At 60.0% G+C, this 21,099-nt stretch carries 23 protein-coding genes; 15 read left to right on the top strand and 8 right to left on the bottom strand.

Going from position 1 to position 21,099, the window contains the following annotated elements; genetic code table 11:
- Window position 1 precedes the first annotated feature (1 nt).
- Window positions 2-1,315: a lytic murein transglycosylase gene (locus tag ACR3EL_RS01865; protein ID WP_170341246.1), complete on the top strand. Its 1,314-nt coding sequence runs from the start codon at window positions 2-4 to the stop codon at window positions 1,313-1,315.
- A gap of 51 nt (window positions 1,316-1,366) precedes the next feature.
- On the opposite strand, the gene ACR3EL_RS01870 is transcribed toward ACR3EL_RS01865, so the two are convergent.
- Together ACR3EL_RS01870 and ACR3EL_RS01875 are read right to left on the bottom strand one after the other, a co-directional pair.
- Window positions 1,367-2,764, bottom strand: a complete 1,398-nt coding sequence (locus ACR3EL_RS01870; protein ID WP_170341247.1) for an aspartate aminotransferase family protein — start codon at window positions 2,762-2,764, stop codon at window positions 1,367-1,369.
- Between the two features lie 75 nt (window positions 2,765-2,839).
- Complete coding sequence (locus tag ACR3EL_RS01875) at window positions 2,840-3,523, bottom strand: GntR family transcriptional regulator (RefSeq protein WP_093964408.1); 684 nt, start codon at window positions 3,521-3,523, stop codon at window positions 2,840-2,842.
- A gap of 140 nt (window positions 3,524-3,663) precedes the next feature.
- Between ACR3EL_RS01875 and ACR3EL_RS01880 the strand changes: the two genes are divergently transcribed.
- The 5 genes from ACR3EL_RS01880 (at window position 3,664) to ACR3EL_RS01900 (ending at window position 8,954) form a co-directional block, all read left to right on the top strand.
- Window positions 3,664-4,749 carry a polyamine ABC transporter substrate-binding protein gene (locus ACR3EL_RS01880; protein ID WP_093964222.1) on the top strand — a complete coding sequence of 362 codons (1,086 nt, stop codon included), beginning with the start codon at window positions 3,664-3,666 and terminating at the stop codon, window positions 4,747-4,749.
- Window positions 4,750-4,823: 74 nt separating this feature from the next.
- Window positions 4,824-5,951, top strand: coding sequence for an ABC transporter ATP-binding protein (locus tag ACR3EL_RS01885; RefSeq protein ID WP_480720208.1), 1,128 nt, complete (start codon window positions 4,824-4,826; stop codon window positions 5,949-5,951).
- On the top strand, window positions 5,951-6,841 hold the full coding sequence (locus ACR3EL_RS01890; protein ID WP_005980379.1) for an ABC transporter permease subunit: 891 nt from the start codon (window positions 5,951-5,953) through the stop codon (window positions 6,839-6,841). Before ACR3EL_RS01885 ends, ACR3EL_RS01890 begins: the two co-directional genes overlap by 1 nt.
- Entirely contained in the window at window positions 6,838-7,656 is an 819-nt protein-coding gene (locus ACR3EL_RS01895; RefSeq protein WP_005980381.1) for an ABC transporter permease, read from the top strand. The genes ACR3EL_RS01890 and ACR3EL_RS01895 overlap by 4 nt, the downstream gene beginning before the upstream one ends.
- Window positions 7,653-8,954, top strand: a complete 1,302-nt coding sequence (locus ACR3EL_RS01900; RefSeq protein ID WP_480720211.1) for an NAD(P)/FAD-dependent oxidoreductase — start codon at window positions 7,653-7,655, stop codon at window positions 8,952-8,954. The genes ACR3EL_RS01895 and ACR3EL_RS01900 overlap by 4 nt, the downstream gene beginning before the upstream one ends.
- Window positions 8,955-8,966: 12 nt before the next feature.
- Here ACR3EL_RS01900 and ACR3EL_RS01905 read toward each other — a convergent pair whose 3' ends face one another.
- Genes ACR3EL_RS01905 through ACR3EL_RS01915 form a run of 3 tightly spaced genes read right to left on the bottom strand, consistent with a single transcriptional unit; the run spans window position 8,967 to window position 11,796 of the window.
- Window positions 8,967-9,860, bottom strand: a complete 894-nt coding sequence (locus tag ACR3EL_RS01905; RefSeq protein WP_254437811.1) for a phosphotransferase — start codon at window positions 9,858-9,860, stop codon at window positions 8,967-8,969.
- A gap of 25 nt (window positions 9,861-9,885) precedes the next feature.
- On the bottom strand, window positions 9,886-10,551 hold the full coding sequence (locus ACR3EL_RS01910) for a flagellar hook capping FlgD N-terminal domain-containing protein (RefSeq protein WP_170369169.1): 666 nt from the start codon (window positions 10,549-10,551) through the stop codon (window positions 9,886-9,888).
- Window positions 10,552-10,554: 3 nt separating this feature from the next.
- Window positions 10,555-11,796, bottom strand: coding sequence for a flagellar hook-length control protein FliK (locus ACR3EL_RS01915; protein ID WP_170341255.1), 1,242 nt, complete (start codon window positions 11,794-11,796; stop codon window positions 10,555-10,557).
- Window positions 11,797-11,907: 111 nt separating this feature from the next.
- On the opposite strand from ACR3EL_RS01915, the gene ACR3EL_RS01920 reads away from it, so the two are divergent.
- The 6 genes from ACR3EL_RS01920 (at window position 11,908) to ACR3EL_RS01945 (ending at window position 15,635) form a co-directional block, all read left to right on the top strand.
- Window positions 11,908-12,183, top strand: a complete 276-nt coding sequence (locus tag ACR3EL_RS01920) for a rod-binding protein (protein ID WP_170341256.1) — start codon at window positions 11,908-11,910, stop codon at window positions 12,181-12,183.
- Window positions 12,173-12,532, top strand: coding sequence for a flagellar biosynthesis protein FlgN (locus ACR3EL_RS01925; protein ID WP_170341257.1), 360 nt, complete (start codon window positions 12,173-12,175; stop codon window positions 12,530-12,532). Before ACR3EL_RS01920 ends, ACR3EL_RS01925 begins: the two co-directional genes overlap by 11 nt.
- Before the next feature lie 207 nt (window positions 12,533-12,739).
- Window positions 12,740-13,987 carry a flagellin gene (locus ACR3EL_RS01930; protein WP_170341259.1) on the top strand — a complete coding sequence of 416 codons (1,248 nt, stop codon included), beginning with the start codon at window positions 12,740-12,742 and terminating at the stop codon, window positions 13,985-13,987.
- Window positions 13,988-14,065: 78 nt separating this feature from the next.
- Window positions 14,066-14,440, top strand: a complete 375-nt coding sequence (flaF, locus tag ACR3EL_RS01935; RefSeq protein ID WP_170369173.1) for a flagellar biosynthesis regulator FlaF — start codon at window positions 14,066-14,068, stop codon at window positions 14,438-14,440.
- Window positions 14,440-14,841: a flagellar biosynthesis repressor FlbT gene (gene flbT / locus ACR3EL_RS01940; protein ID WP_170341263.1), complete on the top strand. Its 402-nt coding sequence runs from the start codon at window positions 14,440-14,442 to the stop codon at window positions 14,839-14,841. Before flaF ends, flbT begins: the two co-directional genes overlap by 1 nt.
- 32 nt (window positions 14,842-14,873) lie before the next feature.
- On the top strand, window positions 14,874-15,635 hold the full coding sequence (locus ACR3EL_RS01945) for a DUF1217 domain-containing protein (RefSeq protein ID WP_480720215.1): 762 nt from the start codon (window positions 14,874-14,876) through the stop codon (window positions 15,633-15,635).
- A 107-nt stretch (window positions 15,636-15,742) separates the two neighbouring features.
- On the opposite strand, the gene ACR3EL_RS01950 is transcribed toward ACR3EL_RS01945, so the two are convergent.
- The 3 genes from ACR3EL_RS01950 to ACR3EL_RS01960 all read right to left on the bottom strand — a co-directional run bounded on the left by ACR3EL_RS01950 (window position 15,743) and on the right by ACR3EL_RS01960 (window position 18,378).
- Window positions 15,743-17,314: a DUF427 domain-containing protein gene (locus ACR3EL_RS01950; protein WP_170341266.1), complete on the bottom strand. Its 1,572-nt coding sequence runs from the start codon at window positions 17,312-17,314 to the stop codon at window positions 15,743-15,745.
- 103 nt (window positions 17,315-17,417) lie between these two features.
- Window positions 17,418-18,119 (bottom strand): winged helix-turn-helix domain-containing protein, encoded by a 702-nt coding sequence (locus ACR3EL_RS01955; protein WP_093964234.1) that lies wholly within the window; start codon window positions 18,117-18,119, stop codon window positions 17,418-17,420.
- A complete protein-coding gene (locus ACR3EL_RS01960) occupies window positions 18,091-18,378 on the bottom strand; it encodes a hypothetical protein (protein WP_093964235.1) in 288 nt (95 codons plus the stop codon). Before ACR3EL_RS01960 ends, ACR3EL_RS01955 begins: the two co-directional genes overlap by 29 nt.
- Before the next feature lie 176 nt (window positions 18,379-18,554).
- Between ACR3EL_RS01960 and ACR3EL_RS01965 the strand changes: the two genes are divergently transcribed.
- From ACR3EL_RS01965 to ACR3EL_RS01975, 3 genes are all read left to right on the top strand, one after another.
- Entirely contained in the window at window positions 18,555-19,019 is a 465-nt protein-coding gene (locus ACR3EL_RS01965) for a hypothetical protein (protein WP_093964236.1), read from the top strand.
- A 111-nt stretch (window positions 19,020-19,130) separates the two neighbouring features.
- Entirely contained in the window at window positions 19,131-19,748 is a 618-nt protein-coding gene (locus ACR3EL_RS01970; protein WP_170341270.1) for a ribonuclease HII, read from the top strand.
- Between the two features lie 106 nt (window positions 19,749-19,854).
- The gene (locus tag ACR3EL_RS01975) at window positions 19,855-20,958 is read left to right on the top strand and encodes a site-specific DNA-methyltransferase (RefSeq protein WP_170341272.1); all 1,104 of its coding nucleotides are present in this window, start codon (window positions 19,855-19,857) and stop codon (window positions 20,956-20,958) included.
- Window positions 20,959-21,099 lie beyond the last annotated feature (141 nt).

Here is a 21,099-nt window from a genome sequence, read left to right on the forward strand (position 1 = left end):
CATGAAATATGTGTGTGGCTTTGTGGCCGCCGCATTTTGGGCATCCATCTTGCAGGCGGAGACTTCGAATACAACCAAACGACCACAGATCAGACCGGCGCTGGATTCGATCCAGTTGGCGTCGGCCGATCTGACGGTTTCGATCCGGCCGGTGCCAAGGCCGACCACGGGCATGCACCGGGTGGTCGTCGAAGGAAACACCAGCTTCGAGACCTGGCTGAACGCCTTCCGGCACCGGGCAGTTGCGGCAGGTATCCGGCCACAGGTCCTGGACCGGTCATTGTCCGGCCTGACCTATGACACCGACGCCATCAAGCGCGATCGCAGTCAGGCCGAGTTTTCGAAACCGATCTGGGAGTATCTGGATTCGGCGGTGTCAGACCTGCGCATCGCGAATGGGCGCAAGGCGCTGGTGCGGTACAACGATACGCTGGACCGGATCGAAGCCCGGTACGGGGTCGAAAAAGAGGTGGTGGTCGCGGTCTGGGGGCTGGAAACGTCCTACGGCACGTATCGGGGCAGCAGTCAGACAATCCGGTCGCTTGCAACGCTTGCCCATGACGGGCGGCGTGCGCAGTTTTTTGAAACGCAGTTGCTGGCGGCATTGCAAATCGTGCAGGCCGGCGACATCACCTCGGACCGAATGACGGGCAGTTGGGCGGGTGCCATGGGGCACACGCAATTCATGCCGACCTCATACCTGGAGCATGCGGTTGACTTCGACGGCGACGGACGCCGCGACATCTGGTCGGACGATCCTACGGATGCGCTTGCGTCCGCTGCCGCCTACCTTGCCAAGTTCGGGTGGACCAAAGGTCAGCCCTGGGCGGTCGAGGTGCGTTTGCCGAAAGGGTTCGACTATGCCAGCGCCAGTCGGGACGTTAGTTTGCTGCCCTCGGAGTGGGCCGCACGCGGCGTCCGCGCCGCGAACGGCGGTGGCATCGCAGATTTTGGACCCGCCTCGATCCTGCTGCCGGCCGGCAGCGGTGGCGTGGCCTTGATGATCTTTGACAATTTCAGCGTGATTGAGCGCTACAACGGCGCCGATGCCTATGTGATCGGCATCGGCCACCTGTCAGACCGGCTGGCCGGGCAAGGCCCGTTCCGCGCAAGCTGGCCGCGCGGCGAACGGGTGCTGAGCTTTGCCGAACGCAAGGAACTGCAACTGCGCCTGACCCTGGCCGGGTTCGACACGCAGGCCATCGACGGGCGGATCGGTCCGAACACTATCAATGCGCTGCGGGCCTATCAGATGGCGCGGGGTCTTTTGCCCGATGGATACGCCACCGTTCAATTGCTTGAACGGATGCGTTGAACGAAAAAGGGCGGCCCTGCCGGACCGCCCATTTCCGATGTTTTCCTGAATTCACGAGGCCGCTTTCATCAAGCCTTGGGCGATGATCTCGGCCTGCGCCTCGTCCAGAGACTTGTAGATGCGCACGAACATCTCGTCGATATCGGCCGGGGTCAGGATCAGCGGCGGCGAGATGATCATCCGGTCGCCCACATGGCGCATGATCAGGTTGTTGGCAAAGCAGCGATCGCGGCAGATGTACCCGACCGTGCCCGGATCGGACGCGAACTTGGCCCGGCTGGCCTTGTCCGGCGTCAGCGCGATCGAGGCCATCATGCCCACGATCTTGGCCTCGCCGACCAGCGGGTGATCGACCAGCGCCTCCCATTTCTGTTTCAGATAGGGGGCGGCGACATCGCGCACATGCTCGACGATCTTTTCCTCTTCCAGAATGCGCAGGTTTTCCAGCGCAACGGCCGCCGCGACCGGGTGACCCGAATAGGTATAGCCGTGGTTGAACTCGGTTCCGCCGATCACCTCGGCGATCTCGTCATTGACGATCGAGCCGCCGATTGGCGCATAGCCCGAGCTGAGCCCCTTGGCGATGGTCATGATATGCGGGCGGATGTTCATGGTCTGCGAGCCGAACCAGTTGCCGGTTCGACCAAAGCCGCAGATCACCTCGTCGGCGATCAGCAGGATGTCGTACTTGTCGCAGATGCGCTGGATTTCCGGCCAGTAGGTGTCGGGCGCGACGATTACGCCGCCTGCACCCTGAACCGGCTCGGCGATGAAGGCGGCAACGCGGTCTTCGCCCAGTTCCAGGATCGCCGCTTCCAGCTCGCGTGCGCGGGCCAGGCCGAAATCTTCGGGCGTCATGTCGCCGCCCTCGGCCCACCAGTTGGGCTGGTTGATGTGGTGGATGTTCGGGATCGGGATGCCGCCCTGCGCGTGCATGCCGGCCATGCCGCCCAGCGAGGCCGACCCCACACTCGACCCATGATAGGCGTTGTGGCGGCTGATGATGATGTTCTTGTTCGGATGGCCCTTTTCCGCCCAATAGGTGCGGACCAGACGGATGTTGGTGTCATTGGCCTCGGACCCGCCGGCGGCGAAGAAGACATGGTTCAGGTCACCCGGCGCCAACTCGGCCAGCTTGGCCGCCAGCGCGATGGCCGGGACATGGGTCGTTTTGAAGAAGGTGTTGTAGTAGGGCAGTTCGCGCATCTGGCGCGCCGCCACTTCGGCCAGTTCGTCGCGGCCATAGCCGACGTTCACGCACCACAGACCGGCCATGGCATCCAGGATCTCTTCGCCCTCGCTGTCGGTCAGATAAACGCCTTTGGCACGAGTGATGACGCGTGCGCCCTCCTTGCCCAGTGCGCCGTTGGCCGAAAATGGGTGAAGGTGATGCGCCGCGTCCAGAGCCTGCAATTCGGCGGTCGGCATGTGGTTGGTGATGGTCGACATCGGTCTCTACTCCTGAAACAGCGGTTGCCGTCACAATATGATCAAATTTTTTTCTGTCAATCGAATCGCGCTGACCTATTCGGTCGCCAGCGCCTCGGCCATCAGTTCCATGCCCTGTTCGATATCCTGGGTCGTTGCTTTTGCCACTTTTTCAGCGTCGCTGGCGCGCAGGGCATCGATGATGTCCTTGTGCCGGTCCGGAAGGCTCTGGGTGCCGAAGCGCCCGCAGACGACGCGCAAGGACGGGCCGAATCGCAGCCACAGGCGCTCGGCCAGATCCTTTAGAATCGGCGCACCAGCGTGGTCATAGAGTTTTTCGTGGAATGCGTGGTTCAGGCGAAGATAGCCGCCAACGTCCCCGTCGGCGATCGTGCGATCCAGCTGTTCGTCGATCTTTTCAAGCTGGTCGATATCCGCCGTGGTCATGTTGACTGCTGCGCGCCGGGAAAGCTCTGATTCTACGGCATTTCTGGCGAAAATCATCTGTTCGACATCTGTTGCGGTCAGAAGGGGAACGCTGACCCGCCGGTTGCCCTGAAAGATCAGCGCACCGTCCGAGATCAGGCGCCGGATAGCCTCGCGCACCGGGGTCATGCCCACGCCCAGCGAATCGGTCAAGCCTTGGATCGTGACCGGTTGCCCCGGCACCAGATCGCCGAACATGATCTGCGACTTCAGTGTCTGGTACACCTGTTCATGTGCTGGTCGTTTTTCGGTCTGGGTCACTGCAGCAGATGCCTTATTTTTGATCAAATCCAATTGGTTCACCCCGATCCCAATGCTCCCGGCTTGTCAGGTTTCTTGCCCCGTGAAACCATACGACGTATCGAGGGAAAACGCAAAACTTGATCAAATCCAAAAAAACGGGAAAATGCCCGTACACTTGCAGGGAGAAGAAAATGAAAATCAAAACGCTGACGATGACGGCAATTGTCGCATTGGGGACGTCGGCCGCTGTTGCGGAAGAGGTGCGCGTATACAACTGGTCGGACTACATCGACGAGGAGTTGCTGAGCAAATTCCAGGAAGAGACGGGTCTGACCCTGATCTACGACGTGTTCGACAGCAACGAGGTTCTGGAAACCAAGATGCTGGCCGGAGGATCCGGTTACGATGTGGTGGTGCCGTCGGGCACCTTCCTTCAGCGCCAGATCCAGGCTGGAGCCTTCCAGAAACTGGACATGTCCAAGCTGCCCAATGCAGTTAACCTCTGGGATGTGATCCAGGAACGTACGGCCGGATATGACCCGGACAACGCCTATTCGATCAACTACATGTGGGGCACCACGGGGCTGGGCGTGAATGTCGACAAGGTCAAGGAAGTGCTGGGCGACGATGCGCCCTTGAACAGCATGGACCTGGTGCTGAAGCCCGAGAACATGGAAAAGCTGGCCTCATGCGGCGTCCATTTCCTGGACGCGCCGTCCGAGATCATTCCCATGGTACTCCAGTACATTGGCGAAGATCCGGACAGCCATGACACCGACGTGATCGCCAAGACCGAAGAAGTGCTGACGGGCGTGCGTCCCTACATTCAGAAGTTCCACAGCTCGGAATACATCAATGCACTGGCCAATGGGGACATCTGCGTGGCCGTGGGCTGGTCGGGCGACATTCTGCAGGCCCGCGATCGGGCGGATGAGGCCGACAACGGTGTGACCATCGAATACCATCCGTTTGCCGAAGGCTCGCTGATGTGGTTCGACCAGATGGCCATTCCGGTGGATGCACCCAACCCGGACGGCGCGCATAAATTCCTGAACTTCATCCTGGATGCCAACAACATGGCGGCGGCGTCGAACTACGTCTACTACGCCAACGGCAACAAGGCGTCGCAGGAGTTTCTGGAAGAAGACGTGATCGGCGATCCGGCGATCTACCCGGATGATGCCACGATGCAGAACCTCTACATCACCACGCCTTACCCGGCCAAAACGCAGCGGGTCGTGACCCGCCTGTGGACCAAGATCAAATCGGGCACCTGATCCGAAATGATTGTGCAAGGCAGAATGGTTCTGCCTTGCGCACTACCTGTACAGGCTGACTTACGGGGGCCGATTTGAACTCTACCGTCTTTGCGCCGTGGGAAGATCCGCAGGCGAAACCCTTGATCCAGTTCAAAAATGTGACCAAGCGATTCGGGGATTTTACTGCCATCGACAATCTGTCGCTGGACATCTTCGAGCGGGAATTCTTTGCTTTGCTCGGGCCGTCGGGTTGCGGCAAGACGACGATGATGCGGATGCTGGCGGGGTTCGAGAAACCCACCGAAGGCCACATCATGCTGAGTGGTCAGGACATCGATCCGGTGCCGCCGAACAAGCGGGCGGTCAACATGATGTTCCAGTCCTATGCGCTGTTTCCCCATCTGAACGTCTGGGACAACATCGCCTTTGGCCTGCGCCGGGACAACATGCCCAAGCATGATTTGGAAGACCGGGTCGAGGAGATGCTGCGCCTGACCCGTCTTGAGAAATTCGCCCGCCGCAAACCGCACCAGATTTCCGGTGGCCAGCGTCAGCGCGTGGCGCTGGCCCGGTCGCTGGCCAAGGCGCCCAAACTGCTGCTGCTGGACGAACCTCTTGGTGCACTGGATAAAAAGTTGCGCCAGGACACCCAGTTCGAACTGATGGACATTCAGGAAAAGACCGGCACCACCTTCGTGATCGTGACCCACGACCAGGAAGAGGCGATGACGGTGGCCAGCCGCGTTGCGGTGATGGATCAGGGTCAGTTGATGCAGGTCGCCACGCCGGACCGGATCTACGAAAACCCGAACTCGGTCTATGTCGCCGATTTCATTGGGGACGTGAACATTATCGAAGGTCGTGCAACCGCCGCCGGTGAGGGCTCGTACAGTATCGAATGGGCCGAGGGCCAGCCGCCGCTGACCGCGACATCGGCGGCAATCTTTGGAAACGGGCAGGCCTGTCACCTGGCCATCCGGCCGGAAAAGGTAACGATCTCGGCCGAGCGTCCTGCCGATGCCGTCAACGCCGTGCAGGGCAAGGTGCATGACATTGCCTATTTGGGCAACCTGTCGACCTACCATGTCGAATTGCCAAACGGGACGATCATCAAGGCGCAAACGGCCAATACACGGCGGATTTCCCGCCGGTCCTTTACTTGGGAAGACCCTGTCTGGCTGTCCTGGACAGCCACGGCGGCGGTTCTGCTGGCAGACTGATGCGCCGCGCGGTCCTGATCGCCATTCCCTATGTCTGGCTGCTGGCCCTGTTCCTGGTGCCGTTCTTCATCGTGTTGAAGATCTCGCTGTCGGACATCGCGCTTGCGATCCCGCCCTACACCCCGACTCTTGATCTGTCGCAGGGCTGGGCCGGGATCAAGGAATTCTTCAGCCAACTGGATTTCGAGAATTTCGTCTGGCTGACCGAGGATGACCTGTACTGGAAAGCCTACCTGTCCAGCGTCAAGATCGCGCTGATCGCGACCGCGCTGACCCTGCTGGTGGGCTATCCCATCGCCTATGGCATGGCCCGCGCGCCCGAGGAATGGCGCCCGACGCTGATGATGCTGGTCATCCTGCCGTTCTGGACCTCGTTCCTGATCCGCGTCTATGCGTGGATGGGGATCCTGTCGAACGAAGGCTACCTGAACCAGTTCCTGCTGTGGACGGGCATCATCTCGACCCCGCTGACCATTCTGAACACGCAGACGGCCGTCTATATCGGTATCGTCTACACCTATCTGCCCTTCATGATCCTGCCGATCTATGCCGCGCTCGATCGGCTGGACGGCTCGCTGATCGAGGCGGCCGAGGATCTGGGCTGTTCGCGCACGCAGGCCTTCTGGCTGGTGACCATCCCACTGTCGCGCCCGGGCATCATTGCGGGATGCTTCCTGGTGATGATCCCGGTGATCGGTGAATTCGTGATCCCCTCGCTGCTGGGCGGGTCGGGCACGCTGATGATAGGCAAGGTCTTGTGGGAGGAGTTCTTCTCGAACCGCGACTGGCCGGTGGCCAGCGCCGTGGCGGTGATCCTGCTGCTGATCCTGGTGATCCCGATCGTGCTGTTCCAGCGCAACCAGCAGAAACAGGCGGAGGCAGAGCAATGAACAGGCTGAGCTGGTTCAACACGGTCTCGCTGACGCTGGGCTTTGCGTTTCTGTACATCCCGATGGTGATTCTGATCATCTTCAGCTTCAACGAAAGCAAGCTGGTCACGGTCTGGGCCGGGTTCTCGACCAAATGGTATGGCGAGTTGATGCAGAACCAGGCGTTTCTGGATGCGGCCTGGGTCACCGTTCGCGTTGCCGTGTTCTCGTCGACGCTGGCGACCATTCTGGGCACCATGGCCGCCTATGTCATGGTGCGGGGCGGGCGGTTCTTTGGCCGCACGCTGTTTTCCGGGATGATCTATGCGCCGCTGGTGATGCCCGAGGTGATCACCGGCCTGTCGCTACTGCTGTTGTTCATCGGCATCGGGCTGGACCGTGGCATCCTTACCATCGTGCTGGCGCATACGACCTTCTCGATGTGCTACGTCTCGGTCGTGGTGTCCTCGCGGCTGGTGACGTTCGACCGGTCGCTGGAAGAGGCGGCGCTGGATCTGGGCTGCTCGCCGGCGCAGGCCTTCAGGTTGGTGACGCTGCCGATCATCGCGCCGGCGGTGATCTCGGGGTGGTTGCTGGCCTTCACCCTGTCGCTGGATGACCTGGTGATCGCGTCCTTCACGTCCGGCCCCTCGGCCACGACCCTTCCGATCAAGATCTTCTCGGCCGTACGTCTGGGGGTCAGCCCGGAAATCAACGCGTTGTCGACCATCATGATCGCCGTGGTCACCGTGGGCGTGATCACCGCTTCGCTGGTGTCGAAACGCGCGATGGTCCGGCAGCGGCAAGAGGAACAAGCTGCCGCGCGTACCGAATGAAACGGATCTTTCCGGCCTACACCTATGGCCCCGGCCCGCGCGCGGGGTGTTGGTGGGATGAAACCGTGCCAGCGCCTGACTGGCCCGTTCATTCAGGTGACTTGTCGACCGACGTTGCGATTGTCGGCGGCGGGTTCACCGGATTGTCTGCGGCCCTGCACCTCGCCGAACGCGGTGTGTCTGTCGCCGTGTTCGAGGCCGAAGCTCCGGGCTGGGGCGCTTCGGGGCGCAATGGTGGGTTTTGCTGCCAAGGAGGGTCCAAGCTTGGTTCGGCGACACTGGCGCGGCGCTATGGGATCTCGGCAGCACAGGATTATGCGCAGGCCGAAACCGACGCGGTCACCTTGGTTGCGGATCTTTTGCAGCGCCTTCGGATCGATGCCAACGTTCACTCCGAAGGAGAGACGCAGCTGGCACACACCCCGCGCGCGATGGAGAGGCTTCGGCGTCGCGCGGACAGCGGTGGGGTTCTGCATGAGCCGTCGGATTTGGGACGCCTCGGTATGGGGGGGCGTTTCTTTGGCGGATATACCGATCAGGTCGGCTTTGGGCTGAACCCGCAGAAATACCTGTTCGGGTTGGCCCGGGCCGTGCAGGCGCAAGGTGCCGCAGTATTCTCGAAAAGCCCGGTTCAGTTCATCAAAAATGCCGGGTCCGGGTACAAGATGACCACCCCCATGGGCCGTATTCAGGCCAAGACGGTGTTGATCTGCACCAATGGATATTCCAGCGACGATCTGCCCGACTGGTTGGCCGCCCGTTACATGCCCGCTCAGTCCACGATCATGGTGACACGTCCGCTGACCGAAGCTGAATTGCAGGCACAGGGTTGGACTTCGCGCCAGATGGCGTATGACACGCGCAACCTTCTGCACTATTTCCGTCTGATGCCGGACAATCGGTTCCTGTTCGGAATGCGAGGAGGCCTCATGTCTTCGCCGCGCGCCGAAGCTGCGATCCGTCGCAAAGTACGCCGTGACTTTGATCGCATGTTCCCGGGTTGGGCCGAGGTTGAGGCAACTCATATGTGGTCAGGTATGGTTTGCCTGACCCGCGACCTGCTGCCCTTTGTCGGGGAGGTCCCGAGCCATCCGGGCTTGTTTGCCGGTCTGGCCTATCACGGGAATGGCGTGGCGATGGGCAGCTATTGCGGGCGGGCATTGGCCCGCTTGGTCTTGGGTAAGCCCGCGAATATTCCGGACGTCATCGCCAAACCGCCGTCAAAGTTCCCCTTCGGGCGCTGGCGGCGACTGCTGATGCCACCGGCTTATGCGGCGATGGCTCTTGCCGATTTGTGATACGGCCCACAGTCAGAGGGCCGCAACCTCAAGGTCAAAGCCGGCCCTATAGGCTGGCGCGCCATTCTCGGCCCGCCACAGGCAGTAGGCAGCCATACGCCAATTGTACCAGGGCTTCAGCGCGAGGTATCGGCGCACCGTCTGCGGGCTGTCATAGGCCGACAGAAACGTAGCCTCTTCCTCGGGGCTCAGCGCCTTGCCGCGATAGAGGTGCTGCATAGCGGGTGACAGGAACAGGGCAAGATCCTCGCATGGGTCACCCATCGCCGGGCATTGCCAGTCGATCAGTGTCAGCCCCGCAGAGGAGACGAGGATGTTGCCGGCGACCGGGTCGCCATGGATCAGGCATACTCGGGGGGTCGGCGGCACCTGGGATCTGGGTTTGCGTTCGGCCAGAACGGCGCTGAGTTCCGAGCGGCAACCGTTCAAAATACGGGTGCCGTGATGATCGAGATCAACGCTTCCATTGCATCCCTTAGGGACCTCAAGCACGACTTCTTGGGTGTGCAGATCATGCAGCAGTTCCGCCACCTGCGCGGTGCCTTCTCGCCATGGTGCCCCAGCCGCATGGTCATAAAAAACCCAGCGATCCGGGCCAAAGCGGCCCGAGGCGCGAAGCCGCGGAACAAACCCCGTCGCTGCAAGCGCGTGCAGACAGGCTGCTTCGAGTTGGGCGTCGTTGCGAAATAGCGGGTTTTGTAGCGAAGACCGGTAGAACTTCAAAACCCGGTCCGGCTCGGCGTCCAATACCTTCCACACCTGGTTCGTGCGTCCGCCATACAGCGTCTCGAACTGGGCGTCTTTTGCGATCAACCCGCTTTCGACAAGTTGGTCTGAAAGGCCAGGTGGAGGAGCGGTTGGAACGGACAGTTGGGACACCGGAGCGTTGCGAATCTGGATGGCCAATCCTTGGCCCGCAGCGCTCCCGAGTTCAAGCGCCGGTACGAACGGCAACGACGTCGGTCGCCGGAATCACGACGCCACTGTCCAAGGTCAACATGACAACACCGGCCCCGACTTGGGCTTCGACGACGCGGCTGTAGGTGGCCGCGGGCCGCGCCGAGAGCAGTTCATCCCTCAAATAGCTTTCCAGCGTTGCGGAATAGGTGCCGTTGGGCAGCGGATTGCCCGACGCATCCACTCCAGCCCAAAGAAACTCGGTTTCAGATACCGGAACAGAGACCCGATCGATTTCGGTTTCGTCAGAATCCTTGATGACCAGCACAGACGCATCCGCGCCCAGGTCGGGCCGAGTGAATATGGTCTGTGGCTGGCCATCAAACCGGAAGGTGGTTGCCCCCTGCACATCGACCCCAATCCAGTTGGACAGCTCATCCAGGTTGACGCTGCTCAGGGCGGCGGTGAGGTTTGCCAGAAGGTCGTTGGTCTGAACCTGCTGCTCGACCATCGAAAACTGGGCGAGCTGCGATGCATATTCCGACGAATCAAGTGGCTCCAGAGGGTCCTGGTTGCGCGCCTGCGCTGTCAACATCATTAGAAACGTCTCGAAGTCCGAGGTCAGCCCTGTTGCCGCCGAGGTTCCCGTTGGTTGCGCTGTTGAGGGTGTTTGTGTCGCGGATGCCGCTGTGGTGATCATGGGTCAAAGCCTCAGGTCCAACGCCCGGTCCACCTGGGTTGGGCGGGCCCGAGCGGGTGTTTCGGTTGCAGGGTCAAGGTCTCCCGCGGTGATGAATGTGCTGCGTTCAGGTGGCTCACCGTCCTGATCTGGGTTCGCCGAGGTGCCCAGATAAAAGGAAAGATCGCCCAGCCCCATCTCTTTGAATTCGGCTGACAGGATCGAAATATGCCGGCGCATGAGGTCCATGGTTTCGGGCCGGTCAGCGACGATCATCATGTGCAACCCGTCTTCGCGCCCGGTCACCTTGATCGAAACTTTGCCCAGCTCTTCCGGAGTCAGTGCGATCTCCACGCTACCGCTTCTCGGCTTTGCGACGATGGTGGCCGCCATTTGCCCGGCGATCGCCCGAGCAATTTCCGCCCGGCCCGAGAACGGGGCGCCGTTGGTCGGGCCTGTATCCCTTTGCGCTGGGGTCGTACCAAAATCCTGTGTTGGCATCCGGTCGTGCAGACTGTCTTCAGGCGTCGGGTCCTTTAGCGCTGCGCGTTCCGGTGTTCCTACGATCTGTGCCCGGATGATGGCTTCGGTTCCCTGGCCGGCAGGTTTGGCCGGCCGCTGAACAACCACCCCCGATCCGGTGGCCTGCTCGTCTCGTCTGGCTTCTTTTCCGGCTGCAGTGCGCAATTCGTCCTTACGGTTATGCAGGCTCCCACTCATTCCAGGTTCGGTGGCGTTCAACTGCTCTTTTGCAGCTGGCGTAGGTTGCGACGGTGTGTTCCCGGCACGCTCGGACGCTTCGGTTCCCTTGCCCAAGTCGCCAGCGAGTGATCGGCGATCGGGATCAAAGGTTTCTGCGTGCATGGCTGCAGCGGCAGTTGACTGGCGTCCCTCCGCCGGGGGACTGGCCCCGAGAGTGGCGTGCGCCGTCGTTTGGTGCTTTGGCAATTCCCCGTGCGTTGCAGCGAGCAGAGGGGTGTCTTTCTGTCGCGCGTCCTGTTGTGATCCCTGCAATCCCAGCGGTTCAGCCAAATCAGGTTCGGCCTGCGGGACATCCGGGCTGGTGTCTTCATCGTCATCCACGATTTCTGGATCCGTGCGGCTGTCCGGATGAGGTTTCGCCTCGGCCTCGAGGTTCGGCATCTCTTCTTCGGCCATGAGTTCGGCGAAATCAGAGTCGCCTTTTGCTGCGGGCTCGGACTTTGCGGCCCAATCCGGCTTTCCGCCGGAAATCACATTGGTCATCATGGTCAGGGCGTTGGGCATTTTGCTCCGGCTCCGGTTGTTTGGCCCAAACCTGCCCACAAGGTAGTTACGTTTATTTTAACCGCTCTTCGCTTTGATCGACAAAGATCGAAACAATTTTCGGAGAGGGCGATGGAAATCCCAAACCTTGCGCCGGTACCGCGCAGCAATATGACCGAACAAAGACTCAAGGCCGCGGCGGTCGAGCTTGAGGCAACTTTTCTAGCCGAAATGCTGAAGGCCGCAGGCTTGGACAAGGCGCGGCAGGCTTTCGGAGGCGGCGCTGGTGAAGACCAGTTTTCGTCTTTCCTGCTGCAGGAGCAGGCCAGGCAATTGGCCCGATCCGGCGGGATCGGACTGTCTGAAACCCTATTCAATGCAATGATGGAGAAGACCCATGCCGACTGAGCACAAGCAGGGACTGATTAAGGCTCTCGAGGAGATTCTCGATCTCGAGCGCAGGGCCTTGGTCGAGGGGGACCTGGATCGACTGGGCAAGATGATGCCGCAGAAGGAAAAGCTGATCGGCGCAGTCAACGAGATGCAGGTGCACGACAGTGACGACTTGATTCGGCTGCACCAGAAGGTCGAGCGCAATCAGGGCCTGCTGAACAGCGCGGCCGAAGGGATTCGGGCGGTCATGAACCGGATGGCTGAACTCAGAAAAATCCGGCAGGAATTCACGACCTATGACGCGTCCGGGCAACGCAATGGTTTCGCCGTCCGTCAGGATCCCAAGCTGGAGAAACGTGCCTAGCGGCCGGTTTGATTCAAATCCGTTCTTTTCCGTCGGACCGCCTTAGCACTCCGTTAGGAAGTCAGGCCCAAAAGTGGTCCCGCACCTCGAAAGAAGGTGGCGCGAGCACCGACCGGTAGCTCGCACAGGTCAGAACGACAACACGTCCGCCAATGATGGTCGGGCGTCACTGGGCGAAGAAGGCCCGAATGGAAAAGGATGAAAAACATGTCCAGCATTCTGACAAACAACGGCGCGATGGTGGCGCTGCAGACTCTGAAATCGGTCAACAAGAACCTTGCAGCAACCCAGAACGCGATTTCGACAGGTAAAGATGTCGCTACCGCCAAGGACAACTCGGCCGTATGGGCGATTTCCAAGGTGATGGAATCCGACGTCAACGGTTTCAACGCGATCAAGGATAGCCTGGCACTGGGTGAATCGACTGTCGCCGTGGCGCGGAACGCTTCGGAAACCGTGACCGACCTGCTGACCCAGATGAAGAACAAGATCGTCGCCGCACAGGAGGACAACGTCGACCGCGGCAAGATCAATGATGACGTAACCGCCCTGCGGGACCAGATCGCATCGGTTGTCGGTGCCGCACAGTTCAACGGCCTCAATCTTGTGGACGGGTCAGCAGGCACCGCATCGATCCTGTCGTCGCTGGATCGCGACAGCGCAGGCAACGTGACCTCGTCGTCGATTTCGGTGGCCAGCCAGGATCTGTCGACCGGTGGGTATGCCAGCAAGGGCGTTCTGGCCGGCTCGGACAACGCGACCACTGACAATGACGCCGCCGGGTTCACAATGGACAAGTCGGGCGGGTCTGGTGACATCGTGATCGATAGTTCGACCGACAACTTCGCCGTCGGTGACAAAGTGTCGATCACCATCGGGGACAAAGTTGCTTCGTACACCGTGCAGGCCAGCGATCTGGACCCTTCGGGGACCTATGACTCTGCCTACACAGATGCCATCGTGGCAGTTGGGCTGAAGAACCAGATCGACGCGCTTGGGATCACCGGTGTTGCGATCGATTATGACTCCAGCGCGCCGGGTACGCTGTCCTTCGTGACCGGGACCGCAACCGCTGGTGCTGACGCAGATCGCGACGTAACCGTTTCGGCCCAGTTCACCAATGCCGGTTCTGGCGGTCTTGGTGCGTTGTCGTCGATTGACGTTTCGACCAGTGCCGGCGCTGCCGCAGCACTGGGCACGATCGAAACCTTGATCGACACGGCGATTGATGCGTCGGCCGCGTTCGGTTCGGCCCAAGGGCGGATCGAGACCCAGAAGGAGTTCATCTCGAACCTGACTGACTCTTTCAAATCCGGCATCGGCTCGCTGGTGGACGCCGATATGGAAGAGACCTCGGCCCGTCTGCAGGCCCTGCAGGTCCAGCAGCAATTGGCGACACAATCGCTGTCGATCGCCAACCAGGCGCCGCAGTCGATCCTCTCGCTGTTCCGCTAAGGCGGAAACTTGGCCGGGGCGTGATCTACGCGCCCCGGCTGTGACTGCAAATACGACGGCCTTTTGAAAGGATTTCAAGTGACCCCGCAAACGCTTGCACAACGGGCATATGCTCAGTCCGCCGCTCCGACGCGAACCCCGCGTGATACCGAGTATGAGGCGATTTCAAAGATCACGCATCGGCTCAAGGCAGCGGCCGCGCGCAAAGCCTCGGATTTCGCGGGCTTTGTTCAGGCCCTGCATGAAAACCGCCGCTTGTGGTCCGTCCTGGCCAATGGCGTCGTGGACTCGGACAATGCACTGCCGAATGAGCTGCGCGCGCGGATTTTCTATCTGGCCGAGTTCACCGAGCAGCATACGGGCCAGGTTCTGGCCAGCAAGGCCGGGGTCGAGCCGCTGCTTGAAATCAATCTGGCGGTTTTGCGCGGGCTACGTCAGCGGGGGACCGCGTAATGGGCGGGCTGGTTCTGAAGCTGGCTCCGAAAGAGCGGGTTCTGATCAATGGCGTTGTGATCGAGAACGGCGACCGCCGGACCCGCTTTTCAATCATGACGCCCGAGGCAAATGTCCTTCGGTTGCGCGACGCGATACATCCCGACGAAGTGACGACCCCGGTCAGGCGCGTGTGTTACGCGGCCCAGCTGGTCCTGTCCGGAGATCTGGAAGCCGGAGACGCAAAACAACAGCTGCTGCGACGGATCGAGGAACTGAGCCAGGTCTTCACGGATGTCGACAGTCGCCGGGTCCTGGCACAGGCGACCGAAGCCCTGGTGACCGAGCAGTACTACAAATGCCTGAAGGCTCTTCGATCGTTGCTGCCGCGCGAAGAGCGTCTGATGGCCTATCGGCAATGACATTCCTGCCGGTCATTCCAACTGGGGGTATCGTGGGGTGGCGTTTTTTGCAGCGCACCTATGACGCCCAGTTGCAGGCCTTTTCCACCTCGGCGGTCAATGACCGGGACACGCAGTATTTTGTGGAAAACATCCGAAACGTCCGATCGGCAGAAGATCTGGTCTCTGACCGACGCCTGCTGCAGGTCGCGTTGGGCGCGTTCGGATTGGAAGGTGACCTGGACAATCGGTACTTCATTCAAAAGGTCTTGTCAGACGGTACGAGTTCGGATGACGCCCTTGCGAACCGGCTTGCTGACAGCAGATATCGGGAGTTTTCCGAAGCATTCGGCTTGGGTCCGGGCGAGGTTCGGAAAGCCGCACTGATCACTGACATGGAGAAGATCGCTCAGAAAAATGTCGTCGCCCGGTTCGAAAGCTCGGTCGGAGAAGCCGACGACTCCATGCGGATCGCGCTTTTTGCCCAGCACGCTTTGAAAGACCTTGCCGGGCAGTCCGGAAGCGAGACCAAGAAGTGGTACGATCTGATGAGCCTACCGCCGTTGCGCAGCATGATGGAAACAGCGCTGGGCCTGCCGGCAAGCTTTGGACAGCTGGATATCGACAAGCAGCTGGACGTATTTCGGGACAAGCTGAGTAGAGTGACTGGTTCGCCGAACCTTTCGCAGTTCGTCGATGCCGATGCCATTGCCGAGCTGACGGATACTTATCTCGCCCGGACTCGGATCGCACAGATGCAAAGTTCGATTTCTCCCGCGCAAACTGCTTTGATTTTGCTGGGTGCCGCAAGTTAAACCGTTCGGGCTAAGGTCAGTACCTCGCGCCAGGATCAAAAGACGCACCAGTGCCGTGCGCAGCTATGAGTGGCCATTTAGGATCGGGGGGCAAGGGTGCCGGGTGCTCAGGCATCCAGAACCGTGTCAGCGGATGTCTGCAAGGCAAAAGACATCACCGGATGCGAAACGTTGTGCAGGTCGACCGGCCCCAATGGGACGGCCCGGGAACAGGCCGGCTCGATATCTTCGGACACGACGATCCGATGGCCATTGAGCTTGCCGAACTCGCCCAACCGCGCCGCGACATTGGCTGCATGTCCGATCACCGTAAAATCAAGCCGCTCGCGCGAACCGACATTTCCGTACGTGACACGCCCGAACGATACGCCGATCGAACAATCGCATTGCCGGTTCTTGTCGGAGCGACGCAACTCGGCCAATTTCTCGACGATTTCAACGGCACTGCGCTGAGCGTCTGACCGTGCCTTGCCGGGGTCCTCACCTGCCGGGAAAACCGCAAGAACGGCGTCGCCGATAAATTTCAGAACCTCACCGTCATTTTCGTGGACGATGCCGGACACCGTTTCGAAGAATTCGTTCAACAGGTTGATGTATTCCGTGCGGCCCAGATCCTCTTCCAGACTGGTCGAGTTGCGCAGGTCACAGAACATGATGGCCGCGTCGATGTCATCGCCGTCGCCGCGACGAATGTCGCCGCCCAAAACACGGGCCCCGGTTCTTTTGCCCACATAGGTCTCGAGAAGGGCCTGGGCATTCTCGCGCTGCATGAACACCTCATAGTAGCGGGCGATGACGGCCGAGCACTCAAAGACAAGCCCCAGGTTTTCCGTGGTAAAGCCGTTGGGGTGGTCGCAGGTCAACGTCAGGACGTTGATGCGCCCGTCGGAAAACGGCAGAGGCATTGCCACGTAATCGGTGCCCCCCTTGGCGCGCAGGTCCTCCATGATGGGGAAACTGTTGTGGGGGTTGTCGACGTTCAGCCGTTGCCGAACGCCGCCCAACCCGTTCGAGACATGCCGCAAGGGGCTGTTGATGAAAGCGGGGTGATCGTGAATCTCGTAGGTTGGAATATTGGTCGAAATCTCCTCGGCACCCTTTTCCCAGATGTAGTGCTTACCTGCGATCAGGGGATGCAGCGACCAGACAAGGATGCTGAGACGTTGAATCGCGATGCCGTGTTCCAGCATTTTTTCGGCTAGGGTCTTGGTGAAATCTTCGGGTGTTGCGATCGACCCCGCGCCACGCATCAGCCAATCGATCAACGGGCCGCTGATGTTGCCGTCTCGCGGTTGGCGCAATTGATTGTCGCCCAGATCGATATGAGTGTACGCCGCCGGCATGAAGCCGATGTGACCCTGGATGGCTTTGCTTTCAGGCAGGGAATCCTCGTAGGCCCAAACCGAGTTTGCCAACCGTTCGTCGCCAATCAGGACATCGTGATAGGTTGCCGTGCCCTTGAACGGGCAGAAGGTCTGCAACTCGGTCTCACCGCTCAGATCAACGCGCACGTCTTCGCGCGGAACATAAATCGCAGGCGGCAGCCGGGTTTCATACATGACCTTGGCATTCGTGCTTTCAGCCAGAAGGATGTCATCGCGGTAGATGGCAACCCTGCCGTCAAGCGTTTCGATCGAAATTCCGTAGCCGTTCGTATTCCGTGTGGCGTGGACATTCATCGGCCGTCTCCCTTGCCCGGGTCCCTAGAGGATGGGCTTTTGCAGCCCGATTTCCAAGGGGCGCAACACAGAATTTACCGATCGCGATCCACGGCCGAGACGGTCAGACCATCTGGATCACGTCTTTTTCGATCGCCAGCATATAGCCCTTTTTGGCGATGTTTTTGACCAACAGCTCGCTGACCATCTGATTGCCCAGCGCGTCCCGCAGCCGTTTGATGCGCGTGGCCCCGGCGGCTTCGTCACAGTCCGATATGTCTCGGCCAGAGATCATGGCTTCGATCTGAACCCCCGACAGCACTTCGTCGTCGAGACGGGACTCGGCCAGGACGGCCAGCGTTTCCATCGCTGCGGGCGTCAGCTTGAAATCCATGTTGTTCAGGTAGACGGTGTTCTCTTCGCGACTGATCAGCAGCGACGTGACCTGGATTCCCGTGCGCTCGATCTGGGCCATTCTACGGTTCAACGTCACCAGCATCACCAGAAAGACCAAGGCGGCCAACAGCATGGCCGTGGCAAAGATCAGCAGCACGAAGATCACCATCCGGTAGCTGGCCAGCGTGTCGGCAAATGCGGTTCCGGATTGCGCGAGGATCTCCAGCAATCGGATTTCAGCCTGGGTGGTCAGATCGCTTTCGACGAACAGCCGCTCGACCCGAGCGTTGAAAGCATTGGCATCGGGCAGGGTCCAGAACAAGAAGGCTGCGGCCGTAATCAGGATCACGACAATTGCGGCGATGCCTGCTCCAACCAGCCGGGTGCCAGACCGCCGCGCCTCAGAAACGGAGATAGAATTTTCCGGCATTGGCCTTCCTTTGATCCAACCCTTCCGGTCCAAAAACGCTGATCACGTTGAGCAACGTCCACCCCGAGGATTTCAGCCTTTTGGCCACCTCTTGCTTGGCTTGCCCCTTTTTGCAGGCGGACACCTGCATCACGCCATAGTGCAGGCGCAGCGGGTTGTCCTGTTTGGCCTTGTAATCGGCATAGCATTCGGCCGCCGAAACGGTGGTGCTCAGCGATATCAACGTCGCAACGACCAGGAAAGAGAGGATCTGTTTCATAGGCTGCATCCTGCGCATGGCTTGGCACGATATTCAATATCTCAAAGGGTTTGCGGCGATGATATCGGATAACACCGGGCCGTTATTGCTTGTCTGTCGGCGGGTGGCCGAAAGCTGTTGCATCAGTTTCGCGGTTAGCCACTGGCGCCGCGTCCCGCTTTGAAAGGACACTTGTCATGCACCGGAAGTTCATCGCCCTCGTCGTCGCCACCGCAGTCGCCATCACCGGCGTTTCCGCATCCCAGGCCAAGGCGGCCGACGCCCATGACATTCTGGGCGGGTTGGCGGCCATTGCCATCATCGGCGCGGCCGTCAATCACTATAACAAGGAAAAGCGCAAAGAGCGTGTCACCCGGCAGAACAACTATGTCCACCAGCCGCAAAACGTTCGGCCGGATCATATCCGCCCTCTGCCCCGGCGTGTCGCCCGCTATGACCTGCCGCAACGTTGCCTGAAGACCTACAACGGCTATTCGAAGAAACGTCCTTTGCTGGGGCCGAACTGCCTCGAGAAACACTACAAACATGCCAATAGCCTGCCACAACAGTGCAAAGTGGGGTTCTGGGACGGCAAGAAGGTGAAGCGGGCCTACGAACCCGCCTGCCTGCGCCAGAAAGGATACCGCGTGGTTTACCAGTAATCGGTTTCGAGCAGGAGCAGCGCCGCAGAAGCGCTGTGCGGGAGGGGGGCGGCCTGGGTCGCCTCCTTCTTTTTTGTTGCGGTTCGGGCCAAAAAACGGTTTGCCGATGGGATGACGACTCCGACGTTTGAATTGGAACAGGCGCTGATTGCGCAGGGCTACCCCCGAATAGCAGGTGTAGATGAGGTTGGCCGCGGCCCATTGGCCGGTCCGGTCGTGGCGGCTGCGGTCATTCTGAATCCGCAAGACATTCCCGACGGTTTGAATGACTCCAAGAAGCTGACGGCGCGAAGGCGGCTCACCCTTGACGAAGATCTGCGCGCCCGGGCCGAGTTTGCCATTGCCGAGGCGTCGGTGGAGGAAATTGATGACCTCAATATCTTGTATGCCTCTCATCTGGCGATGGAGCGCGCCGTCGCCGCCCTGCATCCTGCGCCGGACTATCTGTTGATCGACGGCAATCTGATCCCCAAAGGGTTGACCTTGCCGGCGCAGGCTGTGGTCAAAGGGGATGCGAAGTCAGTCTCGATTGCGGCGGCGTCGATCCTTGCAAAGAATTGGCGCGATCAACTGATGGTGGATTTGGCGCAACAGCATCCGGGCTACGGCTGGGAAACCAATGCGGGCTATCCGTCTAAACAACACCGCGAGGCGCTGCAAAATCTTGGGGTAACCCCACACCATAGACGTTCATTCAAGCCCGTCCACAATATCTTGTATCAAGAGTAAATCGTAACCCTCTGATTCAAAAAAGAATTTGACGCCGAATCCGGTTTGACTCATCCTAGTCTCAACCAAATGAGCGCAAAAGCGCCGTGGAACTTGAGGCAGAGACATGACAACTACCAAGACAAAGGGCGCATCCGCGCTCCCTTTAAACACGATTCTATCTGGCGACTGCATCGAGGTGATGAACAGTCTGCCCGAGGCGTCGGTCGACCTGATTTTTGCGGATCCGCCGTATAATTTGCAGCTGAAAGGACAGTTGCATCGCCCGGACAACAGCCAGGTGGATGCCGTCGATGATCATTGGGACCAGTTCTCGAGCTTTGCCGCCTATGACCAGTTTACCCGCGAGTGGCTGAAGGCCGCGCATCGCCTGCTCAAGCCCAATGGGGCGATCTGGGTGATCGGCTCGTATCATAACATCTTCCGCGTGGGCTCGGCCCTGCAGGATGCGGGCTATTGGATTTTGAACGACGTGATCTGGCGCAAATCGAACCCGATGCCGAATTTCCGCGGCAAGCGGTTCACTAACGCGCATGAGACGATGATCTGGGCCAGCAAGCGGGAAGGGGCGAAATACACCTTCAACTACGAGGCGCTGAAGGCCTTGAATGAAGGCGTGCAGATGCGCAGCGACTGGGTACTGCCGATCTGCACGGGCCACGAGCGCCTGAAAGATGAAAATGGTGACAAGGCGCACCCGACGCAGAAGCCCGAGTCGCTGTTGCACAGGGTTCTGGTTGGTTCGACCAATCCGGGTGACGTGGTGCTTGACCCGTTCTTCGGCACCGGAACCACCGGCGCGGTGGCCAAGATGCTGGGCCGCGAGTTCATCGGGATCGAGCGTGAGGACAGCTATCGCAAGGTGGCCGAAAAGCGCATCGCCAAGGTGCGCAAGTTCGACCGTGACGCGCTCGAGGTCAGCGCCAGCAAACGCGCCGAGCCGCGCGTGCCCTTCGGCCAGCTGGTCGAACGCGGCATGCTGCGCCCGGGCGAAGAGCTGTATTCGATGAACCAGCGGCACAAGGCCAAGGTGCGGGCCGACGGTACGCTGGTGGGCGACAACATCAAGGGCTCGATCCATCAGGTGGGCGCGCATCTGGAAAACGCGCCGTCCTGCAATGGCTGGACATACTGGTGCTTCAAGCGCGACGGAAAAACCGTTCCGATCGACGTGCTGCGCCAGCAGATCCGGGCCGAACTGCACAACTGATCACACCAATACCGCCGGTGCCTGTGGCCTGACACATGGTACCAAGCCTTGCCCCGCCGAACCCGGCGGGGTCTTTTGTTTTGTGCCCCGTGATGTTTGGATGGTGCGACCCCATATCCCGCTACATAGCGAGGGAGCATC

Source organism: Ruegeria sp. BJ3, assembly GCF_056535665.1.

Excerpts from the sequence above, each read along its gene's own strand:
- ACR3EL_RS01865 (WP_170341246.1), top strand. The coding sequence starts at position 2 with ATGAAATATGTGTGTGGCTTTGTGGCCGCCGCATTTTGGGCATCCATC.
- ACR3EL_RS01870 (WP_170341247.1), bottom strand. The coding sequence starts at position 2,764 with ATGTCGACCATCACCAACCACATGCCGACCGCCGAATTGCAGGCTCTG.
- ACR3EL_RS01880 (WP_093964222.1), top strand. The coding sequence starts at position 3,664 with ATGAAAATCAAAACGCTGACGATGACGGCAATTGTCGCATTGGGGACG.
- ACR3EL_RS01890 (WP_005980379.1), top strand. The coding sequence starts at position 5,951 with ATGCGCCGCGCGGTCCTGATCGCCATTCCCTATGTCTGGCTGCTGGCC.
- ACR3EL_RS01895 (WP_005980381.1), top strand. The coding sequence starts at position 6,838 with ATGAACAGGCTGAGCTGGTTCAACACGGTCTCGCTGACGCTGGGCTTT.
- ACR3EL_RS01900 (WP_480720211.1), top strand. The coding sequence starts at position 7,653 with ATGAAACGGATCTTTCCGGCCTACACCTATGGCCCCGGCCCGCGCGCG.
- ACR3EL_RS01910 (WP_170369169.1), bottom strand. The coding sequence starts at position 10,551 with ATGATCACCACAGCGGCATCCGCGACACAAACACCCTCAACAGCGCAA.
- ACR3EL_RS01915 (WP_170341255.1), bottom strand. The coding sequence starts at position 11,796 with ATGCCCAACGCCCTGACCATGATGACCAATGTGATTTCCGGCGGAAAG.
- ACR3EL_RS01920 (WP_170341256.1), top strand. The coding sequence starts at position 11,908 with ATGGAAATCCCAAACCTTGCGCCGGTACCGCGCAGCAATATGACCGAA.
- ACR3EL_RS01925 (WP_170341257.1), top strand. The coding sequence starts at position 12,173 with ATGCCGACTGAGCACAAGCAGGGACTGATTAAGGCTCTCGAGGAGATT.
- ACR3EL_RS01930 (WP_170341259.1), top strand. The coding sequence starts at position 12,740 with ATGTCCAGCATTCTGACAAACAACGGCGCGATGGTGGCGCTGCAGACT.
- flbT (WP_170341263.1), top strand. The coding sequence starts at position 14,440 with ATGGGCGGGCTGGTTCTGAAGCTGGCTCCGAAAGAGCGGGTTCTGATC.
- ACR3EL_RS01950 (WP_170341266.1), bottom strand. The coding sequence starts at position 17,314 with ATGAATGTCCACGCCACACGGAATACGAACGGCTACGGAATTTCGATC.
- ACR3EL_RS01955 (WP_093964234.1), bottom strand. The coding sequence starts at position 18,119 with ATGCCGGAAAATTCTATCTCCGTTTCTGAGGCGCGGCGGTCTGGCACC.
- ACR3EL_RS01960 (WP_093964235.1), bottom strand. The coding sequence starts at position 18,378 with ATGAAACAGATCCTCTCTTTCCTGGTCGTTGCGACGTTGATATCGCTG.
- ACR3EL_RS01965 (WP_093964236.1), top strand. The coding sequence starts at position 18,555 with ATGCACCGGAAGTTCATCGCCCTCGTCGTCGCCACCGCAGTCGCCATC.
- ACR3EL_RS01970 (WP_170341270.1), top strand. The coding sequence starts at position 19,131 with ATGACGACTCCGACGTTTGAATTGGAACAGGCGCTGATTGCGCAGGGC.
- ACR3EL_RS01975 (WP_170341272.1), top strand. The coding sequence starts at position 19,855 with ATGACAACTACCAAGACAAAGGGCGCATCCGCGCTCCCTTTAAACACG.